Source organism: Rhizobium sp. 01L410, assembly GCF_056400165.1.
In genome coordinates, this window is sequence record NZ_JBFTST010000002.1 from 419,407 (window position 1) to 443,912 (window position 24,506).

Below are 24,506 nucleotides of genomic sequence, written 5' to 3' on the forward strand. Positions count from 1 at the left end.
ATCAGACCTTGGCGCTGGCTGCAATCAGCATGAAGGCAGGGATGTCGTCGCCGAAACCAACCGGTGTCGGGCCGTCATCGTGGTCACGGTAGCGGCGGCGGTCGCGAGAGTCGTCGTTTGCCGGATAGGGCCGAGCGTTGCGCGCGTTGTTGTGCTGCTTGTTCTCTGCCTTGCGCTCTTGCTTCACGCTTTCGACCTTTACTGGGGCTGGTGCTGCGACTTCGATGATTTCTGCGGTAGTATGTTCGACGGCGGTATCAGATTTATGACCCGAAGCGCCACGGCCCTTGCCGCGGCCGCGATCGCGGCTCTTGTCGCCACGGCCGCCGCGTCCCGGACGATCCGTCTCCTTGCTTTCCTCTGCGGGAGGCAGGGCGCTGAGATCGCCGTTCAGCCATTCGACCTTTTCGCCGATCAGCTTTTCGATCGCATCGGTGAATTTCATATCGCGCTTGGTCACCAGCGTGAAGGCGGCGCCGGAACGGCCTGCGCGGCCGGTACGGCCAATACGGTGAACGTAATCTTCCGAATGGATCGGTACATCGAAGTTGAAAACGTGGCTGACATCGGGAATGTCGAGGCCGCGTGCAGCGACGTCAGAGGCCACCAGAAGCTGGAGCTGGCCGTCGCGGAAGTTTTGCAGCATGGTGGTGCGCGAACGCTGATCCATATCGCCATGCAGCGCGCCGACGGAGAAGCCGTGCCGCTCCAGCGAGCGGAACAGATCGGCCACATCCACCTTGCGATTGCAGAAGATGATGGCGTTCTTCAGCTCTTCCTGGGCGCGCACGAGATCACGCAGGGTAGCGCGCTTCTCATAATCCTTGCCATGGGTGGCGACGAAACGCTGGGTGATGGTCTTCGAAGCGGAAGCCGGCTTGGCGACTTCGATGCGCTCCGGGTTCTGCAGGAAGCGGTCGGCCAGCTTCTGGATCTCCGGCGGCATGGTGGCCGAGAAGAACAGCGTCTGGCGCGTGAACGGGATCATCTTGGCGATGCGCTCGATATCCGGGATGAAGCCCATGTCGAGCATGCGGTCGGCTTCGTCGATGACGAAGATCTCGACGCCGCTCATCAGCAGCTTGCCGCGCTCGAAATGGTCGAGCAGTCGGCCGGGCGTGCAGATCAGAACGTCGGCACCGCGCTCAAGCTTGCGGTCCTGTTCTTCGAAGGATACGCCGCCGATCAGAAGGGCGACGTTCAAACGGTGGTTCTTGCCGTATTTCTCAAAGTTCTCGGCGACCTGGGCCGCGAGCTCGCGGGTCGGCTCGAGAATCAGCGTGCGGGGCATGCGGGCGCGGGCACGGCCCTTTTCCAGCAGCGACAACATCGGCAGAACGAAGGACGCCGTCTTGCCCGTACCCGTCTGCGCAATGCCGCAAATGTCGCGGCGCTGCAGGGCGAACGGGATGGCGCCCGCCTGAATAGGGGTAGGGATCGTGTAGCCGGCGTCGGTAACGGCGGAAAGCACTTTTTGGCTCAAGCCAAGATCAGCAAATGTCGTCAAAGGGAAAACTATTTCCGTTCAGGTTCGGCCGAACTCTGGCTGAGTCGGCGGGATTGCATGCCGCAATGCAGCGCGACATATTCCCAAACGGCTTGCAAGTCAAGGAATACGGGCCTTGCAGCCCTTGCACAGGTAAAGCTGTGGTTACTGCCTTTGGTTATTTTATATAGGTCGCCAGTTTCAACCCTGCATTCATGAAATACATCGGGTCTACGGCGCGGCCGTTCTGGCGTACTTCATAGTGCAGATGCGTGCCGGTAGAGCGGCCGGTGCTACCTGCGAGGCCGATAACATCGCCACGATCGACGGTGTCGCCGACCTTTACCAGGATCTGCGACATGTGCCCATAGCGGGTGGAAATGCCGTTACCGTGATCGACTTCCACCATGTTGCCATAGCCACCCGTCCAGCCGGCGGTGATGACCTTGCCTGCGGCCGTCGGGCGAACCTTTTCGCCAGGGGCAAAGCGGAAGTCTATGCCGGAATGAAGTGCCAGGCGGCCGAGGAACGGATCGCGGCGGTTGCCGAATGGGCTGGTGATGTCCTTGCCGATGCCGGGATTGCGGAAGGGCAGGGATTCGGCGGTATTACGCACGGTCTCGAGCCGGGTCAGCGCGGTGTCGAGCTGCACCAGGGAATTGTCGAAATCGTCTTCGCTCTCCGGCTCGACATAGGGGCCGCCGATGGCGCTGTCGTCATCGCCGGCTTTTGCCGTCTGCTGCGGGACTGAAATGCTGAAGCGGTTCAGGACGCTGGAAATGGCGTCGGCGGCATCGCCTGCATCGGCTGTCAGTTGATCGACCCGCGAACGCTGGTCTTCCTCGACGCCTTTCAGCGAAAGCGTGACCTTGGAAAACAGACGGTCGGCGCGGTCGCCGACGGTTTCAGGTGCGGGAACATAGGCGAGGGTGGTATTGTCAGGCGTGGCGTCCGCCGGTTCGCTGCCGCCTGAAAGCATCTTGTTGATCGCTGCGGCGCCGCCCGAAAGCGATGCGCGCTTGTCCTTGGTATCGGGGATGAAGGACTGGACCGGTGTCTGCACGTCCTTGTCTGTCAGGCCCGAGCTTTCGGCCCGGTCGAGCAGCGATCCGAGCTTCCCATGACGCGAGGTCAGCGCCATCTGCTGTTCCATCAGCTTGTCGACCTTGTCCTCGACAACCTGCTGATCGAGCAGCTGGCGGGAGGTGACGCGGTCGACCTGGGCACGCAAGGCTGCGATCCGGTCTTCGTAATCGTGCTGCATCCGGGCCTGGCGGGCCATGGTGGCGCCGATCAGATCGTCGCGGAGTACGAGATAGGAGGTTGCGAGCAGATAGCCGATGGCGAACACACCCACGAAGCAGAAGGCAAGCGCGGCCATCCAGGGCTTGACCGTCATGTGGCGGACCTTGTCGCCGCTTGCCAGAATGAGGATATGTTCCTGTGAACGCTTGCCGAATACGCGCTGGTGCTGTGCATGCGTCACGGAGAATCTCCCAATTGATGCGCCCGTGCTTCAATTGGGTTGATTACACACTGTTAAGGTTAACAAATTACTTCGGCCATGGAGCCGGCGCACGCAATGGTTCAGCCGCTGCTTGTCGATGTCAATGAACGGTAGAATGATGGTGTCAGTCCGGCTTCGGCACGCGCCAGGTCGTTGAAAGGCGGTTTCAGCGGGCCGCGGAAGTTTGCCCGGACGAGCTCTCGGAAGGTCTGAGCGGGATCTCGGCGTTCGCGGGCGCAGAGGAAGCGGAACCACTTGGCGCCGATCGCAACATGGCCCTTTTCATCGTTGTAGATGACATCGAGGATGGCAGCGCTTTCAAGGTCGCCGGTTTCGCGCATCTTCGCCTGCAGCGACGGCGTGACGTCGAGGCCGCGTGCTTCGAGAATGAGCGGGACGACGGCGAGCCGGGCGGTCAGGTCGTTGCGGGTGGAGTGCGCCGCTTGCCAGAGCCCGTCATGGGCCGGAACATCGCCGTAATCGGCGCCGAGGTCTCGCAGCCTGTCGCGGACCATACGGAAATGCTTGGCTTCCTCGAAGGCAACCTGCATCCAGCCGTCGAAGAAGGAGTTCGGCACCGGTTCGGTGGCGAAGCGGGCGACGATGTCGAGCGCCAGATCGACGGCGTTGAGTTCGATATGGGCGATCGAATGAAGCAGGGCGATACGGCCGTGAACCGTGTGCAGCGAGCGCTTCTCAACCTGGGTCGGCGGAACAAGCTTGGGTTTCTCCGGGCGGCCCGGCCGCTCCGGCAATGGGGGATCGAGCGGCGAGCGCAGCGAAATCCGGCGCTCGAACCAGCGCGTCGCTGCTTCCTGGGCGAGTTCCGTCTTCCTGTCGAGATCGGCGGAGCGGATGGCGTCGATCGCGCCACCTCGCAACGACGTCATCGTCAGTGCGGTCATGCGGCGAGGTTCCTGACGGCCTGCAACACTGCCTCTGCATGGCCGGGCACTTTGACCTTCTGCCAGATGGTGGCAATGGTGCCGTCGGCGCGGATCAGGAAGGTGGTGCGCTCGACGCCCATATAGGTGCGGCCGTACATGCTCTTCTGTTTCCACACGCCATAGGTCTGCAGCACGGTCTTTTCCTCATCCGAAGCAAGCGCGACGGCGAGGCTGTATTTCTTGATGAAACGCTCGTGGCATTTGACCGAGTCGGGCGACATGCCGACGAGCCCGGCACCGGCCTTTTCGAATTCGCCGGCAAGCTCGGTGAAGCCGATCGATTCGGCGGTGCAGCCCGCCGTGTCATCTTTCGGATAGAAGAACAGAACCAGAGGTTTGCCCCTGAATTCTGCGAGCGATACGCGGCCGCCGCCATCACGCGGGAGGTCGAAGTCCGGGGCTTCGGCGCCGATGCCGATATCCGCCATGTGGAAACCTTTCTTTTGCCGGGTTTATGGGTGACACTTAACCCAGCCGATATATATTGGGCGAGTACCGGGCGAGCTAGACCGGAAATTGGAATTCAAGGAGTTACCCAAGACGTATGTCGGCGATCCGCGGCGAAAAAGTTACGTTTCGCAAGAAAGACATCGTCGCCTTGCATGAACTCCCTTCGGCCCAAACCGAAGACCCCATGATCGTGCATTGCCCGCCGCCGCGCTCCAAGCTGCGGCGCACCGCCGGATGGACCGGCGGATGTTTCGCCGTGCTTGTCCTCATTCTGGCTGTCATCGCCGCCGTCATCGAAAGCGGAATGGTCGATCAGACGCTCTCGAAGCAGGCGCAGATGGCGCTCAATTCGGCGATCGGTCCGCGATACAGGGCCGAGGTCGGATCGACCGTGATCCGTTTCACCTCCGGTCTTCGGCTGGCTCTCGAAGCGCGTAACGTCAACATGATCGACCAGCAAAGCGGCCAGCATCTGTCGACGACAGGCGCCATGCGCATGGCTCTCAATCCGCTGGCGCTGTTTCGCGGGCGGATAGCGATTGCCGACGTCGAGGCCGAGGATATCGCCCTCGACACCGCGCTTCTGCCGTCAGGCAATCCGGTAAAGCTCGAAAATCTGCGGGTCGATCAGATCCCTGAGGCGCTGGAAGCGGCTTTCTCCCATCTCGACCTGTTCGACAGTTTCGCACAGCGGGGCGGTACGGACAGCATCCGTATTTCAGGCATCGACATCAAGATCGCCGACACCGCCAACGGGCCGCTGTCGATCGTTGTCGATGATCTCGTTTTTTCCCGTCCTTCGGCAACCGCGCTGCATCTGGCCGGTCAGATCTCGATCAACGGCGAGCCGGCGATGCTCGATGTCCAGGCTGACAACCGCGACGGGAAGACCCAGCGCTTTACCGCCAAGCTCAGCCACGCCGATGTCACGCCGTTTGCCATCAAGCGGAACGTACTTGGCGAGATCCGGCAGGGGGTCAATGCATTTGCCGATTTTACGGTGTCGGCAGCGAGAGACGGCGAGGGTACCGATCCCGCGCTGAGCGCCGGCATTACGCTTGCGCCCGGTCTGATCTATGTCGACGGCGACCAGCAGGAACTCACCAGCGGGCAGATCAATCTTGATTACGACTTCAAGAAACAGACGATCGAGATCGCCAAGTCGCACGGGCAGTTCGGCGCCACATCGGTGCCGTTCAACGGTGCGCTGATCGATCTCGACCGGCTCGATCCAGCGGCCGGCAAGGGTTTCGGGGTCGATCTCCTGGTTAGCGGCGGCAGCGCTTCGCCCGTTGGTTCCGGCGAGCAGCCGGTACCCTTCGATATCCAGGCAAGCGGCCGCTTCATGGTCGCTACCCGCGAATTGCAATTCCCGGGCATCACGGCCTCCAGTCCACTTGGACAGCTTTACGGCGCTCTGCATGTGAAATTCGGCAACGTCTCGCCGGAGATAAGTTTTGCCGGGCAGTCGCAGCAATTGCAGACGGCGGCGATCAAGCAGCTCTGGCCGTTCTGGATGGCGCCGAAGGCGCGCGACTGGGTGTTGAAGAACCTGTTCGGCGGAACGGTGAGTGATGCCTCGATTTCGGTCTTCATCCCCTTCGGCCGGCTGGACGAGGCTGTCGGCAAGGGGCTGAAGCTCGACGAGAACCAGATCAAGATCGATTTCGATATCGCCAATGCGCGAATGAACGTTGCCGGCGATATTCCGCCGATCCGCGATACGGCGGCGCATTTCGATCTCAAGGGACCGCGGGCAACGGTGTCGATCAAAAGCGGCCGGTCGTTCTTTCCGTCCGGGCGTACGGTGGATCTCGGCGAAGGCACGTTCGTGCTGCCGGCGACTTACGACAAGCCGCTGATGGCGGAGATGCAGCTTGCCATATCGGGGGCTGCCGATGCCGTCGGCGAACTGCTTACCTATAAGCCCGTGCAGGTGCTGCAGCGCGCCAACCTCGTGCCGCAGGATCTCAGCGGCAAGATCAGCGCGACGGTACAGGCCCGTTTCGGACTGGTCAGCGCCCAGAACCCGCCACCACCGGACTGGAAGGCGTCGATGCAGCTTTCGGGCGTCGATGTCGCCAAGCCGGTGTCCGGCCGCAAGATCACCGATCTCGATGGTACGCTCAACGCCGATCCGAAACAGGTAACGCTCGACGGCAAGGGGCAGATCGACGGCGTTCCTGCCGATATTTCGCTGCTGGAGCCGGTCGACAAGAATTCGGGCATCTCGCCGGAGCGCGAAATCACCGCGACGTTGACCAACGACCAGCGTGAAAAACTGTTGCCCGGTCTGTCAGGCATCATCGACGGCAGCATCAAGGTAGAGCTGACGCGGATCGACAACGACCGTCAGGCCGTCAGTATCGACCTGTCGCGCTCGACGCTGCAGCTTCCGTGGATCGGATGGTCGAAGGGCTCGGGCATTCCGGCTGGGGCGGACTTCGAGATATCCGGTCCGGCGGACAATACGCAGGTCAAGAATTTCAAGTTGAAGGGCGACGGTTTTGGCGCCAGCGGTTCGCTCGTGGTCAGCAAGGGCGGACTGACCTCTGCGACATTCGATAGCGTGAAATTGTCGTCGCTCGACGATTTCGCGATCTCCATCCGCCGCGCCAAGGGCGTCTTCGAAGTCTCGGTTTCCGGTGACACCGCGGATGCGCGGCCGATCCTGGCTAGGTTGAAGAACGGCCAGGACGGTAGCGGCGACGGCGACGGGAAATCCGACAGCGGCGGCGACATCACGGTGCGCGCCAAGCTCGGACAGGTGGTCGGCTTCAATGACGAGCGTCTGCGCAGCCTCGATGCGCTCTACATGATGCGCGACGGCGATCTGCAGGTCCTCAACCTTTCAGGCGTGACCGATAGCGGCGAGGCGGTAGTCACGCAGATGAAGGACGGGCGGATCCTGAACGTCACGACCGGTGACGCTGGCTCCGTGTCGCGCTTTGCCGATTTTTACAAGCATATGCGCGGCGGGCTGCTCAACATGACGGTGCGCTTCGGCAATGGCGGCTGGGACGGTTCTGCCGATGTCCGGCGGTTTTCGATCGTCAATGAAGACAGGCTGCATTCCATCGTCTCGACCCCTGTCGGTCAGGATCAACGAAGCCTGAATTCGGCGGTCAAGCGCGATATCGATACATCGGCACAGCGCTTCCAGCGCGGCTTTGCCCGTATCGTATCGCAGAACGGCATCGTCAGCATCGAAAACGGTGTGGTGCGCGGCGAGCAGATCGGCGCGACCTTTCAGGGCACCATCCGCGATCCGAAGGGCAATATGGACATGACGGGCACGTTCATGCCGGCCTATGGGCTGAACCGCCTGTTCGCAGAATTGCCGGTTATCGGCATCATTCTCGGCAACGGTTCCGATCGCGGCCTGATCGGCATCACCTTCAAGCTGACGGGCAAGTTCGACAAGCCGAACCTGCAGATCAATCCGCTGTCGATCATCGCGCCCGGCGTCTTCCGCAACATCTTCGAATTCCAATAAAAAAGCCGGCGCGAGGCCGGCTTTCGATGATGGCTGACTTGCCCGCTGATCAGGCAGCAGGACGGATCAGGATGTGCTTCTTCTTACCGAGCGACAGCTTGATGACGCCATCGGCGGTGATCTCGCTGCTACCGATCATCTTGCGCTCGTCGCTGACGGCCTGATCGTTGATGCGGACTGCACCACCCTGAACGTGACGGCGCGCTTCGCCATTCGATGCGGCGAGGCCGGCACGGACGATCAGGGACAGCAGGCCGAGACCGGCATCCAGTTCGGCCGAAGGAATTTCGACCGACGGAAGATTGTCGGAAAGCGCGCCTTCCTCGAAGGTCTTGCGGGCGGTTTCAGCTGCCTGCTCGGCCGCTGCACGGCCATGCAGGATAGCCGTCACTTCAGTCGCGAGGATCTTCTTGACCTCGTTCAGCTCTGCGCCGCCGATCGCCGAGAGGCGGGCGATTTCATCCATCGGCAGGGTGGTGAACAGCTTGAGGAAGCGCGGAACATCGGCATCCTCGGTGTTGCGCCAGTACTGCCAGAAGTCATAGACCGGCAGCAGTTCGGCATTCAGCCACACGGCGCCGGATGCCGACTTGCCCATCTTGGCACCCGAGGAGGTCGTCAGCAGCGGCGAGGTCAGCGCGTAGAGCTGCTCTGTCCCCATGCGGTGACCGAGATCGATCCCGTTGATAATGTTGCCCCACTGGTCGGAACCGCCCATCTGCAGGCGGCAGTCGTAGCGCTTAGCGAGCTCGACGAAATCGTAGGCCTGCAGGATCATGTAGTTGAATTCGAGGAAGGACAGCGACTGTTCGCGGTCGAGGCGCGTCTTGACGCTGTCGAAGGACAGCATGCGGTTGACCGAGAAGTGACGGCCGACATCGCGCAGGAATTCGAGGTAGTTCAGCGAGCGGAGCCACTCGGCATTGTTGATCATCAGCGCCGGGTTGGCGGGCTTGCCGTAATCGAGGTAGTTCGAGAAGCAGCGCTTGATCGAGGCGATGTTGTCTTCGATCATGTCGATCGTCATCAGCTTGCGCGCTTCCTCCTTGAAGGAGGGGTCGCCGACCATGCCGGTGCCGCCGCCCATCAGCGAGATCGGGCGGTGACCGGTCGCCTGGAACCAGTGCAGCATCATGATCTGCGTCAGGTGGCCGACGTGAAGGCTCGAGGCCGTCGGGTCGTAGCCGATATAAGCCGTCACGGTTTCCTTGGCGAGAAGATCGTCGAGGCCGGATTCATCGGAGATCTGATGAATGAAGCCGCGCTCTTTCAGAGTGCGCAGGAAATCGGATTTGAACTCGGACATGAACTTCGTCTCTTGAGGCTGCGGAGGGAATTGCGATCGGCACTTGTTGAAGCGCCGCGGCGCGTTTAGCACTGTTTTGCCGAAAGTGCACTATTCGGCGGCGCAGTTTTTGGAGGAAGCATGCCCGGAGTAAGAACCGCGATCGGCCTGATGAGCGGCACGTCGATGGACGGTATCGATGTGGCTCTGGTGCGGACGGACGGCGCGGGCGTCGTCGAGCGAGGGCCGTTTCTGGGCATCGACTACGATGCTTCATTCCGCAACCGGCTGAAACTGGCGCTGGAACAGGCAAAGACGATCAAGAAGCGGAGCGAACGGCCGGGCGATCTGGCAGCCATCGAGCACGAGCTTACGCTACGGCATGTGGCTGCCGTTAGGGAATTTCTCGACACGAACGGGATCGCGGCCGGAGCGGTGGATGTTCTCGGTTTTCACGGCCAGACCATTCTGCATCGTCCAGACGAGGCGCTGACCGTCCAGATCGGCGATGGCGCGCTGCTGGCGAATGAAACCGGGATTGCCACGGTTTTCGATATGCGCGCCAACGACATGGTGCATGGCGGTCAGGGCGCGCCACTGGTTCCGGCCTATCACGCGGCTCTGGCTGCCAACATAGACGGCGGCAGGCTTCCGGTCTGTTTCGTCAATATCGGCGGGATCTCGAACCTGACCTATGTTGGTGCCGACGGGACAGTGATTGCCTATGACAGCGGCCCCGGCAATACGCTGATCGATCAGTGGGTGGAGACGCATGCCGGCATTCCCTTCGACCAGGGCGGGATGATCGCCTCGGAGGGGCGTGTCGCCGATGATCTCGCGGAGCGCTATCTCGCGAGTCCTTTCTTTACCGCTACGAAACGCCGTTCGCTCGACCGCAACGATTTTCTGCCGCCTTCAGGTAGCGATGCTGAGCTCGCCGATGGCGCACGCACGCTTGCCTATGTAGCCGCGGCCTCGATCATCAAATCCGCCGGTCACCTGCCGGTGACTCCTGCACTCTATGTGATCTGCGGCGGCGGGCGGCTGAACCGGGTGATCATGCGCGACCTTACGGAACTCGCTGCGAGGCAGGACGCAGCGGTGATTTCGGCCGAGGATGCCGGTTTCAATGGCGACGCGATGGAAGCGGAGGCTTGGGCCTATCTGGCAGTCCGTTCGCTCGAAGGATTGCCGCTGACCTATCCGGGAACGACGGGTGTGCGGGAGCCTGTCAGTGGTGGAGTGCTTGCGGAGGTGAGACGTGGAGACCATTCTCGAGACTGAACGGATGCGCCTCGTGATGTGGCAGCCGGATGATGCGCGGCTGGTGCATGACCTGCATTCGACAATGGCGACGAGCCGCTTCATGTCCGGTGGCGAGCCGTGGAATATGACGAGGTGCGAGGAGCGCATCGGTCAATGGTTTCGTGAACAGGCCGAGGACGGGACGACGAAATATAAGGTTCTCAGCCGGGACGGTGGCCGCTTTATCGGGCGCGCGGGGATATCGCTGCACGATCGGGAAACCGGCGAATACGAGATGGGTTACGCGTTTCGCGAAGATGAGTGGGGCAAGGGCTTTGCCACGGAAGTGGCCCGGGCACTGATCGATTGGTTTTCGGCAAGAAACATGGGCCGGCTGATCGCCTTCACCCATCCGGACAATCATGCGTCGCAGCATGTGTTGCGAAAGGCCGGTATGCGGCAGATTGCGCCGCGCCATATTGATGGCTTCGTGGCGCCGACCTTTGAGATGGGCGCCACGAATAGCAATTCCTAGCGGATGCGCTTTGCAGCCGGCTCCGGCACCAGTTCGCCGTTCAGGCGGCGATCGAGATAATCCTCGCATTCGGCCATCAGCGGCTCGACCTGGCCGTTGAAGAAGTGGTTGGCACCCGGCACCGTGCGGTGGGTGATCAGGATGCCCTTCTGGGTCTTCAGCTTCTCGACGAGGCCGTTGACGTCCTTTTCAGGCGCAACCTTGTCCGAATCGCCGTTGATGATCAGGCCCGAAGACGGGCAGGGCGCCAGGAACGAAAAGTCGTAGGTGTTCGGCTGCGGGGCGATCGACATGAAGCCTTCGATCTCCGGGCGGCGCATCAGAAGCTGCATGCCGATCCAGGAGCCGAAGGAATAGCCGGCGACCCAACAGGTCTTCGAATCGGGATGCAGGCTCTGCACCCAGTCCAGCGCCGAAGCGGCATCCGAGAGTTCGCCGGCGCCGTGGTCGAATTCGCCCTGGCTGCGGCCGATGCCACGGAAATTGAAGCGCAGTGTCGTGAAGCCGCGCTTCTGGAACATGTAGAAGAGCTGGTAGACGATCTGATTGTTCATCGTGCCGCCGAACTGCGGGTGCGGGTGCAGGATGAGGGCAATCGGGGCGCTTTTTTCCTTGGAGGGCTGGTAGCGGCCTTCAAGACGGCCGGCTGGGCCGTTGAAAATGACTTCGGGCATCGGTACTCCGGGTTTTATTTTCGCGTTCGGACTGCGCAGACTTGACGGACGTTGTCAGCTTTTCTAAAACGCAGTTTAGAACAATTCGAAACTTTGCATGGCAAGCCACGTCGTGTGGAACGTGTCATACGGCAAGCCCGACGGAAATTTCAAGAAAAATGAGCCGGGCGGCCAAAGCAGAAACCAAACGCAGGACCTGAGATCATGGCGTTGCCCCGCCTTTATCTTGATTGGAACGCGACGGCGCCACTGCATCCTGCAGTGCGCGAGGCCATGCTGCGCGCCATGGATCTGTTTGGCAATCCGAATTCCGTGCATGCCGAGGGCCGTGCCGTCAGGGCCGCGATCGAGGGCGCGCGCCGTCAGGTCGCAGCGCTTGTCGGCGCCGAGGCTTCGCATGTGGTGCTGACCAGCGGCGCGACGGAAGCGGCCAATATGGTGCTGACGCCGGAATTTCGCATGGGGCGCACGCCGCTGGCGATCGGACATCTCTATTATAGCGCCGTCGAACATCCGGCCGTGCGCGAGGGCGGACGCTTTTCGAAGGACAAGGCCAGCGAAATTCCGGTGACATCGGAAGGTGTGGTCGATCTCGCGGCGCTTCAGGCGCAGCTTGCCAATCATGACGTAGCGTCAGGCCTGCCGATGGTGGCGATCATGCTGGCCAATAACGAGACCGGCATCATTCAGCCGATCCGCGAGGCTGCCGAGATCGTCAAGGCGCATGGCGGGCTGCTGGTCGTCGATGCGGTTCAGGCAGCAGGCCGCGTCGAGATCGACATCAACGCGCTGGGTGCCGACTTCCTGATCCTCTCGTCGCACAAGCTTGGCGGTCCGAAGGGCGCCGGTGCCTTGGTGTCGCGCGGTGAGGTCCTGATGCCGAAGCCGCTGATCCATGGCGGCGGGCAGGAGAAGGGTCACCGTTCGGGAACGGAGAATTCGCTGGCTGCCGTCGGTTTCGGCGCCGCAGCCGCTGCGGCTGTTTCGGACTTTGCCGGCCGGAACGGACGTATCGCGGCCTTGCAGCGCCGTCTTGAAGACGGCATGCGGAATGCCGCCCCTGACGTCGTCATCTATGGCGCTGAGGGGTCGCGGGTCTGCAACACGACGTTTTTCACGCTGCCGGGGCTGAAGGCCGAGACAGGGCAGATCGCCTTCGATCTCGAAGGTGTGGCGATTTCGGCGGGTTCGGCCTGTTCTTCGGGCAAGGTGGGCGAAAGCCATGTCCTGGTCGCCATGGGCCATGACCCGCAACTGGGGGCGCTGCGCATCTCGCTCGGCTTTGCGACCAGCGACGAAGACATAGACCGGGCGCTCGGCGCCTTTGCGAAAATTGCCGGGCGGCGAAGGCCGACCGGAGAGGCGGCCTGAGCGCTTCAGAAAATTGCGGAAACGGAAATTTCTGCTTGCCATCAGGGCTGAAAAGGCCCTTTTGGCCCACTACATAAGGGGCAATCAAAAAATGCCCGCACGACAGCCTGCCGGCCCTTTATCCGGCGAGATTGGAGAACGACATGCCAGCCGTACAAGAAACGGTTGATCGCGTCCGCGAGATTGACGTCGATCAGTACAAATACGGTTTCGAGACCATCATCGAAATGGACAAGGCACCCAAGGGCCTGTCCGAAGACATCATCCGCTTCATCTCCGCCAAGAAGCAGGAGCCGGAATGGATGCTGGAATGGCGCCTTGACGCCTACAAGCGTTGGCTGACGATGGAAGAGCCCAGCTGGGCACGCGTCGATTATCCGAAGATCGATTTCAACGATCTCTATTACTATGCCGCGCCGAAGAGCACGCCAGGCCCGAAGTCGCTTGACGAAGTCGATCCCGAGATTCTCAAGGTCTACGAAAAGCTCGGCATTCCCCTGAAGGAACAGGAAATCCTAGCGGGTGTCGAAAAGCCCCGGATCGCCGTCGATGCGGTCTTCGACAGCGTTTCCGTCGTTACGACCTTCAAGGCGGAGCTGAAGAAGGCCGGCGTGATCTTCATGTCGATCTCCGAAGCGATCCGCGAGTATCCCGAGCTCGTTCAGAAGTATCTCGGCTCCGTCGTCCCGACCACCGACAACTACTATGCTACGCTGAATTCTGCCGTCTTCACCGATGGCTCGTTCGTCTTCGTTCCGAAGGGCGTTCGCTGCCCGATGGAACTGTCGACCTATTTCCGCATCAATGAGAAGAACACCGGCCAGTTCGAGCGGACGCTGATCATTGCCGAGGAGGGCGCCTATGTGTCTTACCTCGAAGGCTGCACGGCGCCGCAGCGCGACGAAAACCAGCTGCACGCGGCTGTCGTCGAACTCGTTGCGCTCGATGATGCCGAGATCAAGTATTCAACCGTCCAAAACTGGTACCCGGGCGATGCCCAGGGCAAGGGCGGCATCTACAACTTCGTCACCAAGCGCGGCGATTGCCGCGGCGACCGCTCGAAGATCTCGTGGACGCAGGTCGAAACCGGTTCGGCCATCACCTGGAAGTATCCGTCCTGCATTCTGCGCGGTGATGATTCCAGAGGCGAGTTCTACTCGATCGCCGTTTCCAACGGCCATCAGCAGATCGACTCGGGCACCAAGATGATCCATCTCGGCAAGAACACGTCGAGCCGCATCGTTTCCAAGGGTATCGCCGCCGGCGTCTCGCAGAACACCTATCGCGGCCAGGTCTCGGCCCACCGCAAGGCATCCAACGCCCGCAATTTCACGCAGTGCGACTCGCTGCTGATCGGCGACAAGTGCGGCGCCCATACGGTGCCCTACATCGAGGCGAAGAATTCGACCGCGCAGTTCGAGCACGAGGCGACCACCTCGAAGATCTCCGAGGATCAGCTCTTCTACTGCCTGCAGCGCGGCATCCCGACCGAAGCGGCGATCGCCCTGATCGTCAACGGCTTCGTCAAGGAAGTCCTGCAGGAGCTGCCGATGGAATTCGCCGTTGAAGCGCAGAAGCTGATCAGCATCTCGCTCGAGGGGTCTGTCGGCTGACGCCGTCGCGATTGACTATTCAGGGGCGCGACTGAGCGCCCGTTTCCGAACGCTTTTATGGAAAAAGAACATGCTTGAAATCAGAAACCTGCACGCCCGCATCGCCGAAGACGGCACCGAGATCATTCGTGGTTTGAACCTGACGGTGAAGGCCGGTGAGATTGCTGCGATCATGGGGCCAAACGGCTCCGGCAAGTCGACGCTCTCCTACATCCTGTCGGGCCGCGAAGACTATGAGGTCACCGAGGGTGACATTCTCTATAACGGCGAGAGCATTCTCGAGCTCGACGCTGCCGAGCGTGCCTCCAAGGGCATATTCCTCGCCTTCCAGTATCCGGTCGAAATCCCGGGCGTTGCCACCATGCAGTTCCTGAAGGTGGCGATGAACGAGCAACGCAAGGCGCGCGGCGAAGACGAGCTGAAGACGCCTGATTTCATGCGCCTGGTGAAGGATGCGGCCGCCAAGCTGCAGATCAACACCGAGATGCTGAAGCGTCCGCTGAACGTCGGTTTCTCCGGCGGTGAAAAGAAGCGCGCCGAAATCCTGCAGATGGCGCTCCTGCAGCCGCAGCTTTGCATTCTCGACGAGACGGATAGCGGCCTCGACATCGACGCGCTCAAGATCGTGGCCGACGGCGTCAACGCGCTGCGTTCGCCGGATCGCGCCGTCATCGTCATCACTCACTACCAGCGCCTGCTCGACTACATCGTGCCTGACACCGTCCACGTCCTCTACAAGGGCCAGGTGATCAAGTCGGGCGACAAGACGCTGGCGCATGAGCTGGAAGCCAATGGCTATGCCGACATCATCGGAGCGGCAGCCTGATCGAGGCGGAAAGGACGACGTCCATGAACATGCAGACGACGAGCCGCCTGACTGCTGCGGAAGCAGCGCTGATCGAGGCTTTCAACAACCAGTTCGGCGAATTGCCGGGCGACGGCGCGGTCACCGCGACGCGCGACCGCCTGCTTGACGATCTGAAGAAGTCCGGCCTGCCGACGCGCCGCGTCGAGGCCTGGCACTATACCGATCTGAAGAACCTGCTGCGCGCGGTTCCGGCTGTTGCCGGCGATGCCGCTTCGAAGAGCGTAAAGCCGCTCGTCGAGGGATCTTCGGTGCTTTCGATTGTCCAGGGTCATGTCGATACCAAGGCTTCGGTGCGCGATCTCGAGGTTTCGAGCTATGCGCAGCATCTGCTCGACGGTTCGGCTGCGACGTCTCTCGGCGCACTCGGCGCCGATGACGCGGTCGGCCGTATCAATGGCAGCTTCGTGCGCGACGGTTACGTGATCGACGTTGCCGATGGCACCGAACTCGACAAGCCTCTCGAAATCGACATCGTCCATGCTGGCGGTCAGATCCATACACGTCTGCCGGTGACGTTCGGCGCCAACGTCAAGGGGACCGTGATCGAGCGTCACCTGACGGTGACATCGGATGCCGCGCTGGTATCTCATGTCAGTGACATCACCATCGGCGAAGGCACCGAACTCACTTGGATCATCCTGCAGCAGCAGGGCGCCGATGACACGCATCTCGCCCAGATCCGCGTCGATCTGGGAGCTGACGCCAAGTTCAGGCTGTTCGTGATCAATGCCGGCGGCAAGCTGGTGCGCCAGGAACTGCATATCAAGGCGACGGGCGAGGGTTCCGACCTGACGCTACGCGGCATCAACCTGCTCGGCGGCGATACGCATACCGACGTCACCATGGTTCTCGGCCACAACGTGCCGAACACCGGCTCGACGGAGATCATCCGCAACGTCGTGTTCGACCGCGCCAAGGGCGTCTTTCAGGGCATGATCCGGGTTGCTCCGGATGCACAGAAAACCGACGCCAAGATGGCCTGCAACACGCTGCTGATGTCGGATGATGCCGAATTCTCGGTCAAGCCCGAGCTCGAAATCTTCGCCGACGACGTGCAGTGCGGCCATGGCGCGACGGTTGCCGATATCGACCACAACCATCTCTACTACCTGATGGCGCGCGGCATTCCGGAGAACAAGGCGCGGGCGATGCTCGTCAATGCCTTCGTTGCGGAAATCGTCGAGGAACTGGAAGACGAAGGTCTGGTCGAAGCGCTTGAGGGCGTTATCTCGGCCTGGCTTGAAAAGCACGCTTGATCGGATCGCATTATGGATAAGATCGCGCCAGTAACCGCATATGACGTCGAAGCCATTCGCAAAGATTTTCCGATCCTGGCGAAGCATGTCTATGGCAAGCCGCTGGTCTATCTCGACAACGGCGCCTCGGCGCAGAAGCCGCAGGCGGTGATCGACGCGATCAGCCATGCCTATTCGAATGAATATGCCAACGTGCATCGCGGCCTGCATTTTCTCTCGAATGCGGCGACCGAGGCTTACGAGGCCGCGCGCGAAAAGGTGCGCCGCTTCCTGAATGCGCCTTCAGTCGACGAGATCGTCTTCACCAAGTCCTCGACCGAAGCGATCAATACGGTCGCCTATGGCTGGGGTATGCCCGAGATCGGCGAGGGCGACGAGATCGTCCTGTCGATCATGGAACATCACTCCAACATCGTTCCCTGGCATTTCATCCGCGAGCGCCAGGGCGCCAAGCTGGTCTGGGTCGATGTCGACGACGAGGGCGCGTTTCAGATCGAGGCCTTCGAAAGGAGCCTGACCGAACGCACCAAGCTGGTGGCGATCACCCATATGTCGAATGCGCTCGGCACCGTCGTTCCAGTGAAGGAAATCTGCCGCATCGCCCATGAGCGCGGCATTCCGGTGCTGGTCGACGGGTCGCAGGGTGCGGTCCATATGCCTGTCGACGTGCAGGATCTCGATTGCGACTGGTACGTGATGACCGGCCACAAGCTTTATGGTCCGTCGGGCATCGGCGTTCTCTACGGCAAGAAGGATCGGCTTCGTGCCATGCGCCCATTCCAGGGCGGCGGCGAGATGATCTTCGAGGTTACCGAGGACAACGTCACCTATAACGAGCCGCCGCACCGTTTCGAAGCCGGTACGCCGCCGATCGTGCAGGCGATCGGTCTCGGCTACGCGCTCGACTACATGGAAAAGGTCGGCCGCGAAGCTATATCCCGTCATGAGGCCGATCTGACGGCTTATGCCACGGAGCGGCTGCGCGACGTCAACTCGCTGCGGGTTATCGGCACGGCGGCCGGCAAGGGCGGCATCTTCTCCTTCGAGCTCGCGGGCCTGCATGCCCATGATGTCTCGACGGTGATCGACAGGCGCGGTGTCGCGGTTCGCGCCGGGACGCATTGCGCCATGCCGCTCTTGAAACGCTTCGGCGTGACCTCCACATGCCGTGCATCCTTCGGCATGTACAATACCCGTGCCGAGGTCGATGCCTTGGCCGATGCGCTTGAATACGCGCGCAAGTTCTTTGCTTGAGGATACTGTTATGAGCCTTGACGACAGCGAACAGAAGATCGACGTGCGCGAGGGCATCGTGCATTCCAGCATTCCGGCGGAAGAGCTGGCACGCCTCAGCGACGACGTGATCATGGCGCTGAAGACGGTCTACGACCCTGAAATTCCCGCCGACATCTTCGAACTCGGACTGATCTACAAGATCGACATCGAAGACGACCGCATGGTGAAGATCATGATGACGCTGACGGCACCCGGCTGCCCCGTGGCCGGCGAGATGCCGGGCTGGGTGGAAAACGCCGTCGGTTCCGTCGAGGGTGTTTCCGGCGTCGAGGTCGAAATGACCTTCGATCCGCCGTGGACGCCCGACCGCATGTCGGAAGAGGCGCAGGTCGCCGTTGGCTGGTACTAATTGGCCGCTGGTATTGATCGGTTAAGCCACTGGCACTACATTTGATTCATGAAACACCGGACCTTCAATCCGTGTGCGTAAGGAGAATGAGCCGATGGGCTTTGCAGTGATGAGCATGACGCAGGAAGCGGCCGATCGCGTGAAGGCGATCGTCGGCGGTGCTGGACCGGATGCGAAGGGTATTCGCGTCGGCATCAAGAAGGGCGGCTGCGCCGGGATGGAATATACCATCGACATGGTGACAGAGCCCAATCCGAAGGACGACCTGATCGAGCGCGATGGCGCGCGCGTCTGGATCGAGCCCTCGGCGGTACTTTATCTGCTCGGGACCCAGCTCGGCTTCGAACAGACGACGCTGCGCTCCGGTTTCACCTTCACCAACCCGAACCAGACATCGGCCTGCGGCTGCGGTGAATCCGTCGAGCTGAAGCCCGCCGATCTCGCGGCACTCGCCGCGCAGGGCAATCCGGTCGTGACCGCTTCGCATTGATGCGCGGTCTCATGGCCACCGACAGGCCGCCAGCGATGGCGGCTTTTTGTTTTTGCAGTTGTCCGGTCGCGGCGGCTTAACATTTCTCAGACATGATCATCGAAACGCTGCTTCTGCTGTTTGCCAAGGGCGCCCTGCTCGGTCTCGTCATCACGATACCGCCGGGCCCGATCGCGACGCTTTGCATTGATCGCAGCCTTAACCGCGGCTTCGCCTCGGGAGCTGCGATCGGCATTGGGGCGGCACTTGGCGACTCCATCTACGCGCTGGTCGTCGCGGCTGGTCTCGCGATGGTCTCCGACGTCGTCGATACCTATTCGCTGATGATCGCGGCTGTTGGCGGCGTGCTGCTGCTGTTCCTCGGCATCCGGGACCTGATGACGCCGCCGGCCGCGGCCAGAGAAGTGGGCGCCGGCAATCTCTTCCGTCTGATCGCCTCGACCTTTCTGCTGGCAATCTCCAATCCGGGGGCGCTGCTATCCTTCGGCGGGTTGTTCGCGGGCCTCGGGCTTGTTGACGGCAATACGGTCACGGAGACGGCGGCGATCGTCATCGGCGTCTTCTTCGGGGCGATGGCGTGGTGGGTGGCGCTGAGTGCGGCGGTCAATCTCGCCAGAGACAGGATTTCCAGCGACGTGACACTGCTGATCCGCCGCATTTCCGGCTGGCTGATCATCGGCTTCGGCATTGCCGTGCTTGGCTATGCCGCGATCAATCTTCTCGGGTAATTCAGTCGCGCTTGATGGTGGCGAGCCACTGCCAGAGGTCGGCTCCGGTCTCGAAGACCACGGCGTTTGCTTTGTAGCCTTGAGCTGCCTGCATCATGTCCGTCATCTCGGTGGCGAGATCGGCCGGCTGGCCTTCGTCCGTGGTGAGCGTTGCGGGGTCGGCACGGCTGTAGCCCGGGGTGCTCAAGTTCGCGACATTGTTGGCAACTGCGGCGAAACGGTTGGTCTGCGCCCGCATGCCCGACGATGCGGTATTCATGATGCTTGAAATGTTCATCGGCCGGCATTCCCCACGCGTCCCGTCACTGTCCTATAGCAGCCGGAGCTTAGTGAATGCTGAACGCGTTTCGTTAACGGTGACCGGGGTTGGAAGCACGATCTGTGTCGAGCTGGTGCAGGTCGTGAAGGCTGGATGAGCGGTCCACGCTTGGCGTCGTGGTGGCCGGGGAGTATCATGCGGCCTGATGGTGGAGGCGGCGATGTCTTCAAGCTTCAATGTTCACAAGGCGGATGGATACGAGCAGCTGATGGGCCGCTGGAGCCGCAAGCTCGCGCCGTCATTCATTGCGTTTTCAGGTGTCGAGGATGGCGAGCGGGTGCTCGATGTCGGCTGCGGCACGGGCAGCCTGACCTTCTCCCTGGCAGCAACCGTCAATGCCGGCGCGATCGAGGCGATCGACTTTTCGCAGACCTTCGTCGACGAGGTGATCCGCCGTAACAACAATCCGCGCATCACCGTGCGGCAGGCGGATGCCTGCGCGCTGCCTTTCGACGAGAAGAGTTTCGACCGGGCGCTGGCCCTGCTCGTCCTGCACTTCGTACCGGAGGCGTCCAAGGCCATTTCCGAAATGCGGCGGGTCGTACGCCCGGGTGGCGTGGTTGCGGCGGCGGTCTGGGATCATCTCGGCGGCATGCCGGGCATGCGGATGATGATCGATACAGTGGCCGCTCTCGGCGAGGGCGGGCGGCAGTTGCGCGCCCGCTATTGCTTTCAGCCGGTGATGCAGCCCGGCGAGATGAAGCAGGCCTTCATGGACGCCGGTCTTCTCGATGTCGAGGAGACGCAGCTGATGGTCCGCATGGATTACGAGAATTTCGAGGACTACTGGAAACCGATTGCCGCGGGGGAAGGGCCGCTCGGCGCATTCATGGGCAAGCTCGGCAGCGCGGAGAGGGCGCAGGCCGATGCGGCGGTACGCGATGCCTATGAAGCCGGGCGGCCCGACGGCCCGCGTTCCTTTGCCAATATCGCCTGGGCCTGCCGCGGCAGGGTTCCCTGACTGCAGTTCACTTCTGGATATCGATGCCTGCTTCGACAGCCGCGGCAATAAAGGCCTGACGGGCCTGTTCATTGCTGGCCTTTCCCTTGACGACGTCGGCGCAGATCAGCAGGGCCTTGTCGAGCGCCGGGCCGTCTTCTGTCGGCCAGTCCTCGATCATCGCCCAGGAGGCCGCCTGTGTCGTGTTGATGGTCACGTAGACACCGGGCTCTTCAAGCGCGAGCTGCACGGGTTTAGCCCAAGGCACCTGCGTGAGATCGTCGTCGGATTTTGCCATGGCGGTGTCACCTGTGATTGCCTGAAAGTGGGAGACCCTTAGCTTTCACTCGGGCTGCTCACAAGCTTTCGAGAAAAGAAAACGCCCGGACAAGGCCGGGCGTTTCGTTGTTCAGACCTTATTCGGCCGCTTCGGCGTAGTCTTCGAGCGGCGGGCAGGTGCAGATCAGGTTGCGGTCGCCGAAGACGTTGTCGACGCGGTTAACCGGCGACCAGTATTTGTCGACGCGGAAGGCGCCGGGCGGGAAGCAGGCCTGTTCGCGCGAATAGGGGCGATCCCATTCGCCGACCAGGTCTTCGACCGTGTGCGGGGCGTTCTTCAGCGGGTTGTTCGCCTTGTCGGAACGGCCTTCCTCGATGTCGCGGGCTTCCTGGCGGATCGCCAGCATGGCTTCGCAGAAACGGTCGAGTTCTGCCTTGGTTTCCGATTCCGTCGGCTCGATCATCAGCGTGCCGGCAACCGGCCAGCTCATGGTCGGGGCGTGGAAGCCGCAGTCGATCAGGCGCTTGGCGACGTCGTCGACGGTGACGCCGCAGCTGTCGACCAGCGGACGGGTGTCGATGATGCACTCATGCGCCACGCGGCCGGCTTCGGACTTGTAGAGCACGTCGTAGGCGCCCTTCAGCCGGGCTGCGATATAGTTGGCGTTGAGGATCGCCACCTTAGTTGCCTGCGTCAGGCCTTCGCCGCCCATCATCAGGCAGTAGCTCCAGGAGATCGGCAGGATCGATGCCGAGCCAAAAGCTGCCGCGGAGACCGCGCCCGGGCGGCCGTCGCTTTCCGGGTGACCCGGAAGGAAGGGCGCCAGATGCGACTTGACGCCGATCGGGCCCATGCCGGGGCCGCCGCCGCCATGCGGAATGCAGAAAGTCTTGTGCAGGTTGAGGTGCGAGACGTCGGAGCCGATGTCACCAGGGCGGGACAGGCCGACCATAGCGTTCATGTTGGCGCCGTCGAGATAGACCTGGCCGCCGTGCTTGTGCACGAGGTCGCAGATTTCCTTCACCGTTTCCTCGAACACGCCATGCGTCGAGGGGTAGGTGATCATGCAGCAGGAGAGGTTTTCCGAATACTGCTCGGCCTTGGCGCGGAAATCGTCGAGGTCGATATCGCCGTTTTCGCGAACCTTGACGACGACGACCTTCATGCCGACCATCTGGGCCGAAGCCGGGTTGGTGCCATGCGCCGAAGTCGGGATCAGGCAGACGTCGCGGTGACCATTGCCATTGGCGATATGGTAGTTGCGGATCGTCAGCAGGCCCGCATATTCGCCCTGGGCGCCGGAGTTCGGCTGCATCGAGAAGGCGTCATAGCCGGTGACGGCGCAGAGCTTTTCGATCAGATCGTCGATCATCTCGCGATAGCCAAGCGCCTGGTCCGCCGGGACATACGGATGGATATCCGAGAATTCCGGCCAGGTGATCGGCAGCATTTCCGCCGTGGCGTTCAGCTTCATCGTGCAGGAGCCGAGCGGGATCATCGAGCGGTCGAGCGCCAGATCGCGGTCCGAGAGACGGCGGATATAGCGGGTCATCTCGCTTTCGGCGCGGTTCATGTGGAAGATCGGATGCGTCAGGTATTCGCTGGTACGGGCGAGACCCTTCGGCAGGCGGTAGCTCGGCTCGAATTCGGCAACGGCGAAGTTGCCACCGAAGGCGCGCCAGACGGCTTCCAGCGTTGCCGGGCGGGTGCGCTCGTCAAGGCTCATGCCGATCTTTGTGGCGCCGACCTTGCGCAGGTTCACGCCCTCGGCAACAGCCGAGCGCAGGATGACACCCTGCATGTGGCCGACATCGACGGTGATCGTGTCGAAGAAGGTCTCGGGCTCGATCGTGTAGCCGAGTTTTTCGAGACCCTTGGCCATCAGAACGGCCTTCTGGTGGACCTGCTGGGCGATCGCCTTGATACCCTTCGGACCATGGAAGACGGCGTACATCGAGGCCATGACGGCGAGCAGAACCTGCGCGGTGCAGATGTTTGACGTCGCCTTTTCGCGGCGGATATGCTGTTCGCGGGTCTGCAGCGACAGGCGGTAGGCACGGTTGCCGCGGGCGTCGACGGAGACGCCGACGAGACGGCCCGGCATCGAACGCTTATGGGCGTCCTTGACCGACATATAGGCCGCATGCGGACCGCCGTAACCGACCGGAACGCCGAAGCGCTGCGAATTGCCGATGGCAATATCGGCGCCCATTTCGCCCGGAGACTTGAGCAGCGTCAGCGCGAGGATATCGGCGGCGACGATGGCGATGGCGCCGGTCTGGTGCAGGCGGGAAATCAGGCCGGTGAAATCATGGACGTGGCCATGCGTGCCCGGATACTGGAAGATCGCGCCGAAGACATCGACGGGATCGAGATCGGTGAACGGGTTGCCGACGATAACGCTCCAGCCGAGCGGCTCGGCGCGCGTCTTGATCAGCTCGATCGTCTGCGGATGGCAGGCTGCATCGACGAAGAAGGCCTTGGCCTTCGACTTCGAAACGCGCTCGGCCATCGCCATGCCTTCGGCAGCGGCCGTCGCTTCGTCGAGCAGGGAGGCGTTGGCGACGTCGAGACCGGTCAGGTCGCAGATCATCGTCTGGTAGTTCAGGAGCGCCTCGAGGCGACCCTGCGAAATTTCAGGCTGGTAGGGCGTATAGGCGGTGTACCAGGCCGGGTTTTCCAGGATGTTGCGCTGGATGACCGGCGGCGTGATCGTGCCGTAATAGCCCTGGCCGATCAGCGAGGTCAGAACCTTGTTCCTGTTGGCGGTCTCGCGCAGCTTGTCGAGCGCCTCGCGTTCCGTCATCGGCGCGCCCCAGACGAGCGGCGCCTTCTGGCGGATGGAGGGCGGCACGGTCGCATCGATCAGCCCGTCGAGGCTGTTATAGCCGATGACCTTGAGCATATCGGTCATTTCGGCCGGGGACGGTCCGATATGACGGCGGTTTGCGAAGTCATAGGGCTGGTAATCGGTAAACTGGAATTCCGTCGGCGTCGTCATTACGCGGTGAGCTCCTTGTAGGCCGCCTCGTCGAGCAGGCCATCGGCATCAGCGGCATTGGCAAGCTTCAGCTTGAAGAACCAGCCGGCACCCTGCGGATCGGAATTGACCAGCGACGGGTCGGCAACGATGGCCGGGTTCACTTCGGTGATCTCGCCATCAAGCGGACAATAAACGTCGGAAGCAGCCTTCACGGATTCGACCGTCGCAGCATTGTCGTTCTTGCCGAAAGTCGCGCCGACCTCAGGCAATTCGACGAAAACCAGATCGCCGAGCTGGTCGACCGCGTAATTGGTGATGCCAACCGTTGCAACGCCGCCTTCGATCTTCAGCCATTCGTGTTCTTCGGTAAATTTCAGCATGGAAAGGT

The 24,506-nt window shown here is 61.6% G+C and carries 22 protein-coding genes; 12 read left to right on the top strand and 10 right to left on the bottom strand.

Annotation, left to right across the window (positions count from 1 at the left end; genetic code table 11):
* Position 1 precedes the first annotated feature (1 nt).
* From AC1DV9_RS06585 to AC1DV9_RS06600, 4 genes are all read right to left on the bottom strand, one after another.
* Positions 2-1,507 (bottom strand): DEAD/DEAH box helicase, encoded by a 1,506-nt coding sequence (locus AC1DV9_RS06585; protein WP_477943027.1) that lies wholly within the window; start codon positions 1,505-1,507, stop codon positions 2-4.
* A 157-nt stretch (positions 1,508-1,664) separates the two neighbouring features.
* Positions 1,665-2,972 (bottom strand): M23 family metallopeptidase, encoded by a 1,308-nt coding sequence (locus tag AC1DV9_RS06590; protein WP_477946808.1) that lies wholly within the window; start codon positions 2,970-2,972, stop codon positions 1,665-1,667.
* A 101-nt stretch (positions 2,973-3,073) separates the two neighbouring features.
* Positions 3,074-3,898, bottom strand: coding sequence for a ferritin-like domain-containing protein (locus AC1DV9_RS06595; protein ID WP_112387282.1), 825 nt, complete (start codon positions 3,896-3,898; stop codon positions 3,074-3,076).
* Positions 3,895-4,368 (bottom strand): peroxiredoxin, encoded by a 474-nt coding sequence (locus AC1DV9_RS06600; protein ID WP_477943024.1) that lies wholly within the window; start codon positions 4,366-4,368, stop codon positions 3,895-3,897. Before AC1DV9_RS06600 ends, AC1DV9_RS06595 begins: the two co-directional genes overlap by 4 nt.
* A 116-nt stretch (positions 4,369-4,484) precedes the next feature.
* On the opposite strand from AC1DV9_RS06600, the gene AC1DV9_RS06605 reads away from it, so the two are divergent.
* Positions 4,485-7,886 carry a YhdP family protein gene (locus tag AC1DV9_RS06605; protein ID WP_477946810.1) on the top strand — a complete coding sequence of 1,134 codons (3,402 nt, stop codon included), beginning with the start codon at positions 4,485-4,487 and terminating at the stop codon, positions 7,884-7,886.
* A gap of 49 nt (positions 7,887-7,935) precedes the next feature.
* On the opposite strand, the gene tyrS is transcribed toward AC1DV9_RS06605, so the two are convergent.
* On the bottom strand, positions 7,936-9,192 hold the full coding sequence (gene tyrS, locus AC1DV9_RS06610) for a tyrosine--tRNA ligase (RefSeq protein WP_477946812.1): 1,257 nt from the start codon (positions 9,190-9,192) through the stop codon (positions 7,936-7,938).
* A gap of 120 nt (positions 9,193-9,312) precedes the next feature.
* On the opposite strand from tyrS, the gene AC1DV9_RS06615 reads away from it, so the two are divergent.
* Complete coding sequence (locus AC1DV9_RS06615) at positions 9,313-10,455, top strand: anhydro-N-acetylmuramic acid kinase (RefSeq protein WP_477946814.1); 1,143 nt, start codon at positions 9,313-9,315, stop codon at positions 10,453-10,455.
* Between the two features lie 4 nt (positions 10,456-10,459).
* Entirely contained in the window at positions 10,460-10,951 is a 492-nt protein-coding gene (locus AC1DV9_RS06620; RefSeq protein ID WP_477946959.1) for a GNAT family N-acetyltransferase, read from the top strand.
* On the opposite strand, the gene AC1DV9_RS06625 is transcribed toward AC1DV9_RS06620, so the two are convergent.
* Positions 10,948-11,625, bottom strand: a complete 678-nt coding sequence (locus tag AC1DV9_RS06625; RefSeq protein WP_112516181.1) for an alpha/beta hydrolase — start codon at positions 11,623-11,625, stop codon at positions 10,948-10,950. The genes AC1DV9_RS06620 and AC1DV9_RS06625 overlap by 4 nt on opposite strands.
* A 204-nt stretch (positions 11,626-11,829) precedes the next feature.
* On the opposite strand from AC1DV9_RS06625, the gene AC1DV9_RS06630 reads away from it, so the two are divergent.
* The 8 genes from AC1DV9_RS06630 (at position 11,830) to AC1DV9_RS06665 (ending at position 19,596) form a co-directional block, all read left to right on the top strand.
* Positions 11,830-12,996: a cysteine desulfurase family protein gene (locus AC1DV9_RS06630; protein WP_477946816.1), complete on the top strand. Its 1,167-nt coding sequence runs from the start codon at positions 11,830-11,832 to the stop codon at positions 12,994-12,996.
* A 143-nt stretch (positions 12,997-13,139) separates the two neighbouring features.
* Complete coding sequence (gene sufB / locus AC1DV9_RS06635) at positions 13,140-14,609, top strand: Fe-S cluster assembly protein SufB (RefSeq protein WP_112387289.1); 1,470 nt, start codon at positions 13,140-13,142, stop codon at positions 14,607-14,609.
* A 70-nt stretch (positions 14,610-14,679) separates the two neighbouring features.
* The gene (sufC, locus tag AC1DV9_RS06640; protein ID WP_112387290.1) at positions 14,680-15,435 is read left to right on the top strand and encodes a Fe-S cluster assembly ATPase SufC; all 756 of its coding nucleotides are present in this window, start codon (positions 14,680-14,682) and stop codon (positions 15,433-15,435) included.
* 23 nt (positions 15,436-15,458) lie between these two features.
* On the top strand, positions 15,459-16,733 hold the full coding sequence (sufD, locus tag AC1DV9_RS06645) for a Fe-S cluster assembly protein SufD (RefSeq protein WP_477946818.1): 1,275 nt from the start codon (positions 15,459-15,461) through the stop codon (positions 16,731-16,733).
* A gap of 12 nt (positions 16,734-16,745) precedes the next feature.
* Positions 16,746-17,987, top strand: a complete 1,242-nt coding sequence (locus tag AC1DV9_RS06650; RefSeq protein WP_477946819.1) for a cysteine desulfurase — start codon at positions 16,746-16,748, stop codon at positions 17,985-17,987.
* A 10-nt stretch (positions 17,988-17,997) separates the two neighbouring features.
* Positions 17,998-18,378 (top strand): SUF system Fe-S cluster assembly protein, encoded by a 381-nt coding sequence (locus tag AC1DV9_RS06655; RefSeq protein ID WP_112387293.1) that lies wholly within the window; start codon positions 17,998-18,000, stop codon positions 18,376-18,378.
* A gap of 94 nt (positions 18,379-18,472) precedes the next feature.
* Positions 18,473-18,868: a Fe-S cluster assembly scaffold SufA gene (gene sufA / locus AC1DV9_RS06660; RefSeq protein ID WP_477946821.1), complete on the top strand. Its 396-nt coding sequence runs from the start codon at positions 18,473-18,475 to the stop codon at positions 18,866-18,868.
* Positions 18,869-18,960: 92 nt separating this feature from the next.
* On the top strand, positions 18,961-19,596 hold the full coding sequence (locus AC1DV9_RS06665) for a LysE family translocator (protein WP_477946823.1): 636 nt from the start codon (positions 18,961-18,963) through the stop codon (positions 19,594-19,596).
* Between the two features lies 1 nt (position 19,597).
* On the opposite strand, the gene AC1DV9_RS06670 is transcribed toward AC1DV9_RS06665, so the two are convergent.
* Positions 19,598-19,873: a flagellar basal body protein gene (locus AC1DV9_RS06670; protein WP_477946825.1), complete on the bottom strand. Its 276-nt coding sequence runs from the start codon at positions 19,871-19,873 to the stop codon at positions 19,598-19,600.
* A 202-nt stretch (positions 19,874-20,075) separates the two neighbouring features.
* Here AC1DV9_RS06670 and AC1DV9_RS06675 point away from each other — a divergent pair, with 202 nt between their 5' ends.
* A complete protein-coding gene (locus AC1DV9_RS06675; protein WP_477946827.1) occupies positions 20,076-20,876 on the top strand; it encodes a class I SAM-dependent methyltransferase in 801 nt (266 codons plus the stop codon).
* Between the two features lie 7 nt (positions 20,877-20,883).
* On the opposite strand, the gene AC1DV9_RS06680 is transcribed toward AC1DV9_RS06675, so the two are convergent.
* The 3 genes from AC1DV9_RS06680 to gcvH form a co-directional block, all read right to left on the bottom strand.
* Positions 20,884-21,153: a DUF982 domain-containing protein gene (locus tag AC1DV9_RS06680; RefSeq protein ID WP_477946829.1), complete on the bottom strand. Its 270-nt coding sequence runs from the start codon at positions 21,151-21,153 to the stop codon at positions 20,884-20,886.
* A 118-nt stretch (positions 21,154-21,271) separates the two neighbouring features.
* The gene (gene gcvP / locus AC1DV9_RS06685; RefSeq protein ID WP_477946831.1) at positions 21,272-24,136 is read right to left on the bottom strand and encodes an aminomethyl-transferring glycine dehydrogenase; all 2,865 of its coding nucleotides are present in this window, start codon (positions 24,134-24,136) and stop codon (positions 21,272-21,274) included.
* Complete coding sequence (gene gcvH, locus AC1DV9_RS06690; protein WP_065693824.1) at positions 24,136-24,498, bottom strand: glycine cleavage system protein GcvH; 363 nt, start codon at positions 24,496-24,498, stop codon at positions 24,136-24,138. The genes gcvP and gcvH overlap by 1 nt, the downstream gene beginning before the upstream one ends.
* Positions 24,499-24,506: the final 8 nt, after the last annotated feature.

Bases quoted from the DNA above. Each gene is read 5' to 3' on its own strand.
- AC1DV9_RS06655 (WP_112387293.1), top strand. From the start codon at position 17,998: ATGAGCCTTGACGACAGCGAACAGAAGATCGACGTGCGCGAGGGCATC.
- AC1DV9_RS06605 (WP_477946810.1), top strand. From the start codon at position 4,485: ATGTCGGCGATCCGCGGCGAAAAAGTTACGTTTCGCAAGAAAGACATC.
- AC1DV9_RS06595 (WP_112387282.1), bottom strand. From the start codon at position 3,898: ATGACCGCACTGACGATGACGTCGTTGCGAGGTGGCGCGATCGACGCC.
- sufA (WP_477946821.1), top strand. From the start codon at position 18,473: ATGGGCTTTGCAGTGATGAGCATGACGCAGGAAGCGGCCGATCGCGTG.
- AC1DV9_RS06665 (WP_477946823.1), top strand. From the start codon at position 18,961: ATGATCATCGAAACGCTGCTTCTGCTGTTTGCCAAGGGCGCCCTGCTC.
- AC1DV9_RS06620 (WP_477946959.1), top strand. From the start codon at position 10,460: ATGCGCCTCGTGATGTGGCAGCCGGATGATGCGCGGCTGGTGCATGAC.
- sufD (WP_477946818.1), top strand. From the start codon at position 15,459: ATGAACATGCAGACGACGAGCCGCCTGACTGCTGCGGAAGCAGCGCTG.
- gcvH (WP_065693824.1), bottom strand. From the start codon at position 24,498: ATGCTGAAATTTACCGAAGAACACGAATGGCTGAAGATCGAAGGCGGC.
- sufC (WP_112387290.1), top strand. From the start codon at position 14,680: ATGCTTGAAATCAGAAACCTGCACGCCCGCATCGCCGAAGACGGCACC.
- AC1DV9_RS06625 (WP_112516181.1), bottom strand. From the start codon at position 11,625: ATGCCCGAAGTCATTTTCAACGGCCCAGCCGGCCGTCTTGAAGGCCGC.
- AC1DV9_RS06615 (WP_477946814.1), top strand. From the start codon at position 9,313: ATGCCCGGAGTAAGAACCGCGATCGGCCTGATGAGCGGCACGTCGATG.
- AC1DV9_RS06600 (WP_477943024.1), bottom strand. From the start codon at position 4,368: ATGGCGGATATCGGCATCGGCGCCGAAGCCCCGGACTTCGACCTCCCG.
- AC1DV9_RS06650 (WP_477946819.1), top strand. From the start codon at position 16,746: ATGGATAAGATCGCGCCAGTAACCGCATATGACGTCGAAGCCATTCGC.
- sufB (WP_112387289.1), top strand. From the start codon at position 13,140: ATGCCAGCCGTACAAGAAACGGTTGATCGCGTCCGCGAGATTGACGTC.
- AC1DV9_RS06675 (WP_477946827.1), top strand. From the start codon at position 20,076: ATGTCTTCAAGCTTCAATGTTCACAAGGCGGATGGATACGAGCAGCTG.
- AC1DV9_RS06680 (WP_477946829.1), bottom strand. From the start codon at position 21,153: ATGGCAAAATCCGACGACGATCTCACGCAGGTGCCTTGGGCTAAACCC.
- tyrS (WP_477946812.1), bottom strand. From the start codon at position 9,192: ATGTCCGAGTTCAAATCCGATTTCCTGCGCACTCTGAAAGAGCGCGGC.
- gcvP (WP_477946831.1), bottom strand. From the start codon at position 24,136: ATGACGACGCCGACGGAATTCCAGTTTACCGATTACCAGCCCTATGAC.
- AC1DV9_RS06670 (WP_477946825.1), bottom strand. From the start codon at position 19,873: ATGAACATTTCAAGCATCATGAATACCGCATCGTCGGGCATGCGGGCG.
- AC1DV9_RS06630 (WP_477946816.1), top strand. From the start codon at position 11,830: ATGGCGTTGCCCCGCCTTTATCTTGATTGGAACGCGACGGCGCCACTG.